The organism is Kurthia sp. 11kri321 (assembly GCF_001534765.1).
Lineage (GTDB): Bacteria > Bacillota > Bacilli > Bacillales_A > Planococcaceae > Kurthia > Kurthia gibsonii.
This window is the reverse complement of record NZ_CP013217.1, coordinates 54,250-65,000: the sequence shown is the minus strand read 5'-3', so window position 1 is coordinate 65,000 and position 10,751 is coordinate 54,250. Positions and strand designations below refer to the sequence as shown.

The window sequence follows — 10,751 nt, the reverse complement described above, 5'->3', positions numbered from 1 at the left end:
CCTTCAACCTGGACATGGGTAGATCACCTGGTTTCGGGTCTACAACCACATACTCATTCGCCCTATTCAGACTCGCTTTCGCTACGGCTCCGTCTTTTCAACTTAACCTTGCATGTAATCGTAACTCGCCGGTTCATTCTACAAAAGGCACGCTATCACCCATTAACGGGCTCTAACTACTTGTAGGCACATGGTTTCAGGATCTCTTTCACTCCCCTCCCGGGGTGCTTTTCACCTTTCCCTCACGGTACTGGTTCACTATCGGTCACTAGAGAGTATTTAGCCTTGGGAGATGGTCCTCCCAGATTCCGACGGAATTTCACGTGTTCCGCCGTACTCAGGATCCACTCTGGAGGGAATGAACTTTCAACTACGGGACTGTTACCCTCTATGGTAGGCCTTTCCAAGCCGCTTCATTTAACTCATTCCTTTGTAACTCCGTGTAGAGTGTCCTACAACCCCAAGAAGCAAGCTTCTTGGTTTGGGCTCTTCCCGTTTCGCTCGCCGCTACTAAGGGAATCGAATTTTCTTTCTCTTCCTTCAGGTACTTAGATGTTTCAGTTCCCTGAGTCTGCCATCAAAACGCTATGAATTCACGTTAGGATACTGTTCGATTAAAAACAGTGGGTTCCCCCATTCGGAAATCTCCGGATCAAAGCTTACTTACAGCTCCCCGAAGCATATCGGTGTTAGTGCCGTCCTTCATCGGCTTCTAGTGCCAAGGCATCCGCCATGCGCCCTTAATAACTTAACCTATATAAGTTATTAAGCCTAAAAAATTAAAACTTAATAATTCAAAATCTATAAAAGAAATTTGTGTTTGTGTTACTTTCAATGTCGTTTTATCCAGTTTTCAAAGAACAAGTTTGAAGATCATTTGCATGAGCCTTCAAAACTAAACAGCAAGTAAGATAATCTGTAGAAGACCAAAGGTCTTTTCCGTTATATTCCTTAGAAAGGAGGTGATCCAGCCGCACCTTCCGATACGGCTACCTTGTTACGACTTCACCCCAATCATCTATCCCACCTTAGGCGGCTGGCTCCTTACGGTTACCCCACCGACTTCGGGTGTTACAAACTCTCGTGGTGTGACGGGCGGTGTGTACAAGGCCCGGGAACGTATTCACCGCGGCATGCTGATCCGCGATTACTAGCGATTCCGGCTTCATGCAGGCGAGTTGCAGCCTACAATCCGAACTGAGAACGATTTTATGAGATTAGCTTACCCTCGCGAGTTTGCGACTCTTTGTATCGTCCATTGTAGCACGTGTGTAGCCCAGGTCATAAGGGGCATGATGATTTGACGTCATCCCCACCTTCCTCCGGTTTGTCACCGGCAGTCTCCTTAGAGTGCCCAACTAAATGATGGCAACTAAGAATAAGGGTTGCGCTCGTTGCGGGACTTAACCCAACATCTCACGACACGAGCTGACGACAACCATGCACCACCTGTCACCAATGTCCCCGAAGGGAAAATCCTATCTCTAGGACGGTCATTGGGATGTCAAGACCTGGTAAGGTTCTTCGCGTTGCTTCGAATTAAACCACATGCTCCACCGCTTGTGCGGGCCCCCGTCAATTCCTTTGAGTTTCAACCTTGCGGTCGTACTCCCCAGGCGGAGTGCTTAATGCGTTAGCTGCAGCACTAAGGGGCGGAAACCCCCTAACACTTAGCACTCATCGTTTACGGCGTGGACTACCAGGGTATCTAATCCTGTTTGCTCCCCACGCTTTCGCGCCTCAGTGTCAGTTACAGACCAGACAGTCGCCTTCGCCACTGGTGTTCCTCCAAATCTCTACGCATTTCACCGCTACACTTGGAATTCCACTATCCTCTTCTGCACTCAAGTCCCCCAGTTTCCAATGACCCTCCACGGTTGAGCCGTGGGCTTTCACATCAGACTTAAGAAACCACCTGCGCGCGCTTTACGCCCAATAAATCCGGACAACGCTTGCCACCTACGTATTACCGCGGCTGCTGGCACGTAGTTAGCCGTGGCTTTCTAATAAGGTACCGTCAAGGTACGTTCATTTCCTAACGTACTTGTTCTTCCCTTACAACAGAGTTTTACGATCCGAAAACCTTCATCACTCACGCGGCGTTGCTCCATCAGACTTTCGTCCATTGTGGAAGATTCCCTACTGCTGCCTCCCGTAGGAGTTTGGGCCGTGTCTCAGTCCCAATGTGGCCGATCACCCTCTCAGGTCGGCTATGCATCGTTGCCTTGGTAGGCCGTTACCCCACCAACTAGCTAATGCACCGCGGGCCCATCCTACAGTGACGCCGAAGCGCCTTTCAACTTCAAAACATGTGATTCGAAGGATTATCCGGTATTAGCCCAGGTTTCCCTGAGTTATCCCGATCTGTAGGGCAGGTTGCCCACGTGTTACTCACCCGTCCGCCGCTAAATCAGAGAAGCAAGCTTCTCGTCATTCGCTCGACTTGCATGTATTAGGCACGCCGCCAGCGTTCGTCCTGAGCCAGGATCAAACTCTCCATAAAAGTAGTTTGAAAGCTCATTTGCTTTGCTAGCGTTATCTTTTGATAACAATTGCTTATTCACTTAATGTGATAAGACTTGTTTGTGATTATCTTCTTGCTTGTTTAGTTTTCAAGGTTCATGTTGTTTCGTCGTTTTCTTGTGACGACTTAAAGTATCTTACCACATCTTCATTCAAGTTGTCAACAACTTTTTTAAAAATGTTTTTTAGTTATTTAAAGCGTCTTTGTTAGCGACTCTTAATATTATAAATGTTTGTTATTTATAAGTCAACAACTTTTTTAAAGAAAGTTTTTCACAAGTTAAAGTGACTTGTTCGAACTGACTTTTACTACTATACGCGCAATTATTATGTAAGTCAATGCTTTTACGAAAAAAAGTTGAACAAAGGAAAAGAAATAGCATGAGAGAAAAGAAATAAGTGTTCTTTCTACTACGATAAAGAGTTTTATTATAAAGAAAAAATCGCGCCAAAGCGCGATTTCTAAATATCTATACACATCTATTCAAGCAATTTTACTGCTCTTGATCTAACTTATCTAAAGCATCAATTACTTTTTGAGCCATCTCTAAATATAATTGTCCTGTAGAATGATTCTTCGCATAAACCGAAGGAGCAAAGTCTTCTTCAAGGATATCTGGTTGGCCTAGTGGAATTTGCGCAAGTAACTCTGTACGTAATTCCTCTGCTAATTTAGGACCGCCGCCTTTACCGAATACATATTCCTTCTCACCCGATACATCTGATTGGAACCATGACATGTTTTCGACTACACCTAAAATGTGGTGTTCTGTTTTAATTGCCATTGCACCAGCACGAGCTGCTACAAATGCTGCTGTTGGATGTGGTGTTGTTACAACGATTTCATATGACTCTGGTAACATTTGGTGAATATCTAAAGCAACGTCGCCTGTGCCTGGAGGTAAATCTAATAGTAGATAATCTAATTCGCCCCACTCTACATCGCGGAAGAATTGATCTAATACTTTACCTAACATTGGTCCACGCCATACAACTGGTGCATTGTTTTCAACAAAGAATCCCATTGAAATCATTTTTACACCAAAGCGCTCTACTGGATAAATGCGATCTTCTTTAATGACAGGCATCGTTTGAACACCCATCATATCTGGAACACTAAATCCATAAATATCTGCATCAATTAAACCAACTTTTTTACCTTGGCGTGCTAGTGCTACTGCTAAGTTAACCGATACAGTTGATTTACCAACGCCTCCTTTACCAGATGCGATTGAGATAAATTTTGTTTTATTTAATGGTGAAAGCATACCTTGCGCTTCTGCTGCAGTTGCTTGTCCACGGAATTTTTCTAAAACGGATGCGTCTAACTCAGTGAAACGAATACCTACTGACTTTGCACCTGCTCCTTTTAAAACGTTTACAATTTCCATTTGAAGATTAAGTTGTTCAGGTGTACCTGTCTTTGCTACAGCAATTTTAACACTCACATGTTCTTTTTCTTCTTTGATTGTTACTTCAACAATGCCATCTGTTTCAGCTAATGTTTTATGTAGAAAAGGATCATGTAAAGCACCTACTAATTCACGAACTTGTTGTTCATTGATCACGTCTAACACTCCTTATTTATATAAATCAATATCAATTGTTAGTATAACATATTCATTTATAAAACTATTTATATTTTGCCCACATATTACTACATTACATTTATGTAAAAAAATAGGTTAAAACAACCTCTTTCATTCGAAGTTGTTTTATATTTAATGTAGAAAAGAATTTAGGAAGTAGGGTTCTATGCTAACTAAAAATAAAAGAATTTTCGTGTTTGATAACATCAAAGCTTTATTGATTGTGCTGGTTGTCATTGGTCATGCTGCTGACTATTACACGAAAGAATCAGATGTAATGAGGATGTTTTTTATATACACATATCTATTTCATATGCCTTTATTTATCTTCATCGCAGGCTTATTTAGTAAATCTGCTATTTTAAAAGATACATTTAAATTAGAAAAGGTTGCGAACTTTCTAATCTTATACTTACTATTGAAGATTTTATATTACTTCACTTTAAATACTTGGTTTGGAAATAAAAATTATTCAATCGATTTTTTAACTGAAGATGGTGTTCCATGGTTCATGTTCGCAATGGCTGCTTGGTTATGTATCGCACGTGCAGTTCGTAAAATACCTTACTGGATTACATTACCTACGTCTTTACTTATCTCATTTGCAATTGGTTATACAGAAGCAGGCGATTTTTTAGTGCTATCACGCATCTTTGTCTTTTTACCATTCTTCCTATTAGGTCTATATATTAAACCAAAAGCTCTTGTTGAAGAACTACAATCGAAAACATTAAAAATTGTTTCAGTGGGCATTCTTTTAACAATAGCGATTGTAATCATGACACAGATTGAACGAATCTATGCTTTTAGAAATATTCTAAGTGGTCGTAACTCCTATGATAAAGTACGTGGGTTAGAGCCTATAACAGATGACTTATTTGCTGCTGGAGCTTTTTTAAGACTTTTCGTATTTTTAATTACCGTTTCGATGTGTATTGCTATATCGGCATTAATGACGCATAAGCGTACATGGTTTACAGTATTAGGCGAACGTTCGATTGCTATTTACTTTTTCCACCGCTTCTTACTATTCATTTATCATCATTACGGTTTAAACGAACAACTTGAAAAGATTTTCCCAAACGCATGGCTTAGTATTTATCTATTCACATTCTTCGTCGTCGCTATTCTGCTCGCATGGAAACCATTTGAGATGATATTACGAACTATTGAGAAGAATGTTGCAAAACTATTCCAACCAAAAGATACATTAGTGAGTTAAAAAACAATTTAGGAGAATTCGAATGGAACAAGATATTCTATTTTTACGAAAAGCCATTGAACTAGCCAAACAGGCAAAACAGGAAAAAGACGAACCATTCGGCGCACTACTCGTAAAGGATAGCGTAATAGTCGCTACAGGACAAAATTACGTAAAACGAAATCAGAACCCCATCGCACATGCTGAACTTGAAGCAATTTATACCTATTGCGCACAATCTGGAATGACAGATTTACAAGATTACACACTTTATAGTAGTTGTGAACCTTGTCCGATGTGTATAAGTGCGGCTATCTGGGCAAATGTTGGACGCATTGTTTACAGTGTTCCAGGAAAACAAGTAGCTGAAAAAATCGGCTCAATGTTTCAATTAAGCAGTGAAGATCTCACCACACATAGCGCCAACAAACCAAAATTAATTGGGCCATTACTTCAAGATGAAGGTATTCGAGTATTTGAATAAACGAAAAAAGAGCAGTTGCTACTCTAAAGCTCTGCTCTTTTTATATTCATCTGCTAAAATCGCATAATAAAATTCATCCCACCAACCATCAGCCGTTGGAATACACTGCTTAAACAATCCTTCTTTTCGCATACCAATCTTCTCCATAATCCGCCATGATGCGATATTTTCCGGCTGACATGTTGCAACAATCCGATGTAAATCTAATTCAGTGAACCCATATTGAATCATTGCCTCAGCTGCTTCAGAAGCATATCCCTTACCTGTATAACAAGGATTCATCACCCATCCAATTTCATATGTATGCGTTCCAAAGTTAGGCTCAAAAAATAGATGACCTATTAATTGATTCGATGACTTCTCGATGATTGGAAAATACCTTGCCTTCTCTCCCTTATTTTCTAAGACAAAGCGTTTCGCATCCTCTTTTGAAAAAACACCTTCTGGTATATAGTGCATCACATCCGCTTGAGATGTATAAGCATATACTGCTTCCCAATCTTCTTCTTTAAATAAACGAAGTATCACTCTCTCTGTTTGAATATACATCTATATTTCCCCCTTTCTCTCACAATACAAATCTCTGTAAAAAAATACAAACAAAAAAGCCACTCCACAAAAGTGAAGTGACTTTTTGAATCGTAAATCGAATGATTAACGTTTTGAGAACTGAGGTGCACGACGAGCGCCGCGTAAACCTGGTTTTTTACGTTCTTTCATACGAGGGTCACGAGTAAGTAATCCTGCTGATTTAAGAGCTGGACGGAAATCAGGGTCAACAGTTAGTAACGCACGAGCGATACCGTGGCGAATAGCGCCAGCTTGACCTGTGAATCCACCACCGTTCACGTTAACGTGAACATCATAGCTACCTAGAGTTTCTGTAGCTACTAATGGTTGTTTAATAACTTCGCGTAAAGATGCGAATGGGACGTAGTTTTCAACGTCGCGGTTGTTGATAACGATTTTACCTTCGCCTGGTACTAAACGTACGCGGGCAGTAGAGCTTTTACGACGACCTGTGCCGATATATTGAACTTGTGCCAAGGGAATATCCTCCTCTATTAATTATCCGCGAAGCTCGTAAGCTTCTGGTTTTTGTGCTGCATGTGGGTGTTCTGCACCTGTGTAAACGTGAAGTTTACCGAACATTTGACGACCTAAAGAGTTTTTAGGAAGCATGCCTTTTACTGCTAGTTCCAACATTTGAGTTGGGTATTTTTCTTTCATTTCGCCAGCAGTACGAGTTTTTAAACCACCTGCAAATTGCGTGTGACGGTAGTAAATTTTACCTTGTAATTTATTACCTGTTAACTCGATTTTTTCAGCGTTGATGATGATTACATGATCACCTGTATCAACGTTTGGTGTGAATGTTGGTTTGTTTTTACCACGTAAAATAGCAGCTACTTCTGAAGCTAAGCGACCAAGAGTTTGGCCTTCAGCGTCTACAACTAACCATTTACGTTCTACTTCGTGACCTTTAGCCATGAATGTTGTACGCATTTTAGTATCCTCCTACTAACTAATTGTTCTATAGTTCTGTTCCAATTGTTTTCTTTATCCTCAAAAGCTAAGATTCGGGGCTTATCTTGTGGGGTAATGAAAATACCATACGTTATCTTATAATAAAAAACGATGAAAGTCAAGTGCTTTAAGTAAAACACCAGGTGATGTTGTTTCACTGTGGATAATGAACTTTTTCAAGGTATAAACCCTGTGCTGGCGCGGTTTTACCGGCTTTCGAACGGTCCATCGAAGCAATGGTGGCAGATAATGTATTCACATCTCTTTTACCAATACCTACTTCCCATAATGTACCCGCAATAATGCGCACCATGTTATATAAAAAGCCATTACCCTCAATGGTCATATGCAATTCCTCATCATGCCATTCAAAGTTAATTGCATGCACTGTACGTACTTTATCTTTTACTCCTGTATTTGCTGCACAAAAACAAGAAAAGTCATGTGTACCCAAAATATACTGTGCCGCTTCTTTCATTAAAGTCACATCTGGTTTCACCCCATTGGTGGGTGTTGCATAAAAACGTCGAAATGGATTTTGAATCTTTTCACAAGACCAAATATAGCGATAACGTTTTCCACTCACACTATAGCGCGCGTGAAAATCATCTGCTACTTCCTCTATTTCTAACACACGAATATCTCGTGGTAATTGAACGTTTAATGCGTGTGCATAACGATCAAGGGGAATGGATAAAGTCGTATCAAAGTGTAGTACTTGACCAGTTGCATGTACACGAGCATCTGTACGACCACTCGCTACTACATGCACGATTTCATCACTCTTATGCATCGCTGTCAGTACTTTCTCAATTTCTTCTTGGACTGTTCGCTGTTGAGGCTGAACCTGATATCCTGCGAAATTTGTACCGTCATATGCAATTGTAGCTTTCATTCTTCTTTTCATCGTTATGCAAGTCTCCTAATAATAAATTCTTAAATAAATTAAAATGGCTGCTAATACTACAAATACAACCATCGCAATTGTATCGCGCCCCGTCCATTTCAACTGACGATACCGCGTTCTTCCTTCACCACCACGATAGCCTCTTACCTCCATCGCTGTAGCTAAGTCCTCTGCTCGTTTAAATGCACTAACGAACAATGGAATCAATAATGGTACAACTGCTTTAATACGCTCTTTAATCGGCCCTGACGTTACATCTGAACCTCGTGCCATCTGTGCTTTCATAATTTTATCTGTTTCATCCATTAATGTTGGAATAAAACGTAGCGCAATCGACATCATCAATGCTAATTCATGCACAGGTACTTTAATTTTCTTTAATGGATTCAGCAATGTCTCTAAACCATCTGTAATCGAAATAGGCGATGTTGTTAAAGTTAAGATGGATGTAACAAATACTAAAACTAAGAATCGAATCGAAATAAAAATCCCTTGTTTCAATCCTTCTTCATAAATCTTCACAAAACCAATCTCAACTAATAAATCGCCACCTTTTGTAAAGAATACATGGAGTAAAAAGGTGAAAATCATCAAAATTAAGACCGGCTTCAACCCATTAATTAAAAAGTACAAACGAATACGTGATACAAAGACAATAAAGAAAGTAAATACAACAAGTGCAATATAAGCTGGAATGTTATTTGCCACGAATACAACAAAGATGAAAGCAAAAACAAAAATCAATTTTGCACGCGGGTCCATCTTATGTACAAATGAATCCCCTGGAATAAATCGTCCGAAAATCATTTTTTCCATCATGATTGATCACGCTCCTCACGTACAAGCTGACCAATCTCTTTTGCTAATTCTTCTTCAGTTAGACATAGCGTATTCAACTTTCGCCCAATTTTCGCCTCTAATTGCTTTTGGAATTGAATAATGTGTGGCACTTCCAAACGATAAGCAGCGAGCTTCTCTGCATCGCTAAATACTTCTCTCGGTGTACCATGTAATACGCTCTCCCCGTCATACATAATTGTAATCGCATCTGCATAACGTGCTGCATCTTCCATGCTATGTGTCACAAGAATCATCGTTAGATTCTTCTCATGGTGTAGACGATTGAATAACTCCATAATTTCTTGGCGACCACGAGGATCAAGTCCTGCTGTTGGCTCATCCAACACAATAACTTCTGGGTCCATCGCTAACACACCTGCAATCGCAACACGACGCATTTGACCACCCGACAAATCAAATGGTGACTTTTCTAATATCGCTGGTGGTAAGCCGACTACTTCAATTAATTCACGCGCGCGCTGTTCTGCTTCTTGCTCTGGAACACCGAAGTTCATCGGACCAAAACAAATATCTTTCAAAACCGTTTCTTCAAACAGTTGATGTTCAGGAAATTGAAACACGATCCCTACTTTTTGACGTACAGCACGTAAATCTTTTTCTTTCTTACCTGCCACAATCGTCTTTTCACCAATTTGAATTTGCCCTTCAGTTGGTTTTAAAAGCGCATTTAAATGTTGTAGAACCGTTGATTTACCCGATCCTGTATGACCAATAATCGCGTGGAAAGTGCCATTTTCAATCGCAATATTCACATCATGTAATGCTCGCTTTTCAAAAGGCGTATTTTGAGCGTATGAAAAACCTACTTCTTGAAGTTTGATATCCATAGATCTTCCACCAACTCTCTCTCCGACATATGTGTTCCTTCTAACGAAACACCTTCCTGCATTAATAGATGAGCCATCTTCATTGAGAATGGTAAATCTAATCCCAATGCGATCAACTGCTCACCCAATGCAAAAATCTCTGAAGGTTTTCCTTCTGCAAACTTCTCACCTTGATTCATGAATAAAAGACGGTCTGCTAAAATCGCTTCTTCTAAATCATGTGTAATTGATAAAACCGTCAAACCGGTTTCTTCTCTTAATGTACGAACTGTATCTAAAACTTCTTGTCGCCCTTGTGGATCTAACATCGAAGTCGCTTCATCTAAAATTAATAATTTCGGTCTTAATGCTAACGCACCCGCAATCGCGACACGCTGCTTTTGACCACCAGATAAATGTTGTGGTTCATGATTCATGAAACCCGACATTTTTACTTGCTCTAACGCTTGCTCAACTCGACTCACCATATCTTCATATGGCACCCCATTATTTTCTAACGCAAAAGCAACATCATCTTGTACAGTTGCTCCAACAAATTGATTATCTGGATTTTGAAAAACCATGCCCAGTTGTGAACGAATCGACCATAGATTTTCTTCGTTCATTGGCATACCAAAAATTTCTACTGTTCCTTCTTGCGGAAACAATAAACCATTCATGATTTTGGCAATCGTCGATTTACCTGACCCATTATGACCAACAATGGCAATCCATTCGCCTTGTTCTACAGAAAATGAAACATCTTCTACAGCATTTTTCACTTCTGGCTGCTCCAGATCATATGTGAATGTTATGTTTTGTAAAGATAAAATCTCCGTCATATGACCATCTC

General features: G+C 40.1%; 10 protein-coding genes and 2 rRNA genes (1 of these 12 running past the window's edge). 2 read left to right on the top strand and 10 right to left on the bottom strand.

The window, feature by feature from the left end:
• From ASO14_RS00380 to ASO14_RS00370, 3 genes are all read right to left on the bottom strand, one after another.
• A 23S ribosomal RNA gene (locus ASO14_RS00380) occupies positions 1-754 on the bottom strand; it reaches 2,176 nt to the left of the window's first position.
• A gap of 201 nt (positions 755-955) precedes the next feature.
• Positions 956-2,503: ribosomal RNA gene (locus ASO14_RS00375) — 16S ribosomal RNA — on the bottom strand.
• Together the 16S and 23S rRNA genes form the textbook arrangement of a ribosomal RNA operon.
• Positions 2,504-3,017: 514 nt before the next feature.
• Positions 3,018-4,091: a P-loop NTPase gene (locus ASO14_RS00370; RefSeq protein WP_156422313.1), complete on the bottom strand. Its 1,074-nt coding sequence runs from the start codon at positions 4,089-4,091 to the stop codon at positions 3,018-3,020.
• 187 nt (positions 4,092-4,278) lie between these two features.
• Between ASO14_RS00370 and ASO14_RS00365 the strand changes: the two genes are divergently transcribed.
• Both ASO14_RS00365 and ASO14_RS00360 read left to right on the top strand, forming a co-directional pair.
• Positions 4,279-5,334 (top strand): acyltransferase family protein, encoded by a 1,056-nt coding sequence (locus tag ASO14_RS00365; protein ID WP_068450190.1) that lies wholly within the window; start codon positions 4,279-4,281, stop codon positions 5,332-5,334.
• Between the two features lie 22 nt (positions 5,335-5,356).
• Entirely contained in the window at positions 5,357-5,797 is a 441-nt protein-coding gene (locus tag ASO14_RS00360; RefSeq protein ID WP_068450187.1) for a nucleoside deaminase, read from the top strand.
• Positions 5,798-5,815: 18 nt separating this feature from the next.
• Here the strand turns inward: ASO14_RS00360 and ASO14_RS00355 are convergent, their stop codons facing one another.
• The 7 genes from ASO14_RS00355 to ASO14_RS00325 all read right to left on the bottom strand — a co-directional run bounded on the left by ASO14_RS00355 (position 5,816) and on the right by ASO14_RS00325 (position 10,740).
• Complete coding sequence (locus ASO14_RS00355; RefSeq protein ID WP_068450185.1) at positions 5,816-6,346, bottom strand: GNAT family N-acetyltransferase; 531 nt, start codon at positions 6,344-6,346, stop codon at positions 5,816-5,818.
• A gap of 105 nt (positions 6,347-6,451) precedes the next feature.
• Entirely contained in the window at positions 6,452-6,844 is a 393-nt protein-coding gene (gene rpsI / locus ASO14_RS00350) for a 30S ribosomal protein S9 (protein WP_068450183.1), read from the bottom strand.
• A 21-nt stretch (positions 6,845-6,865) separates the two neighbouring features.
• Positions 6,866-7,303 (bottom strand): 50S ribosomal protein L13, encoded by a 438-nt coding sequence (gene rplM, locus ASO14_RS00345; RefSeq protein WP_068450181.1) that lies wholly within the window; start codon positions 7,301-7,303, stop codon positions 6,866-6,868.
• Between the two features lie 175 nt (positions 7,304-7,478).
• Complete coding sequence (gene truA / locus ASO14_RS00340; protein WP_068450179.1) at positions 7,479-8,231, bottom strand: tRNA pseudouridine(38-40) synthase TruA; 753 nt, start codon at positions 8,229-8,231, stop codon at positions 7,479-7,481.
• 15 nt (positions 8,232-8,246) lie between these two features.
• Positions 8,247-9,050, bottom strand: a complete 804-nt coding sequence (locus ASO14_RS00335) for an energy-coupling factor transporter transmembrane component T family protein (RefSeq protein WP_068450177.1) — start codon at positions 9,048-9,050, stop codon at positions 8,247-8,249.
• On the bottom strand, positions 9,047-9,919 hold the full coding sequence (locus ASO14_RS00330) for an energy-coupling factor ABC transporter ATP-binding protein (protein ID WP_068450175.1): 873 nt from the start codon (positions 9,917-9,919) through the stop codon (positions 9,047-9,049). Before ASO14_RS00330 ends, ASO14_RS00335 begins: the two co-directional genes overlap by 4 nt.
• Positions 9,895-10,740 carry an energy-coupling factor ABC transporter ATP-binding protein gene (locus ASO14_RS00325; RefSeq protein WP_068450173.1) on the bottom strand — a complete coding sequence of 282 codons (846 nt, stop codon included), beginning with the start codon at positions 10,738-10,740 and terminating at the stop codon, positions 9,895-9,897. The genes ASO14_RS00330 and ASO14_RS00325 overlap by 25 nt, the downstream gene beginning before the upstream one ends.
• Between the last annotated feature and the right edge of the window lie 11 nt (positions 10,741-10,751).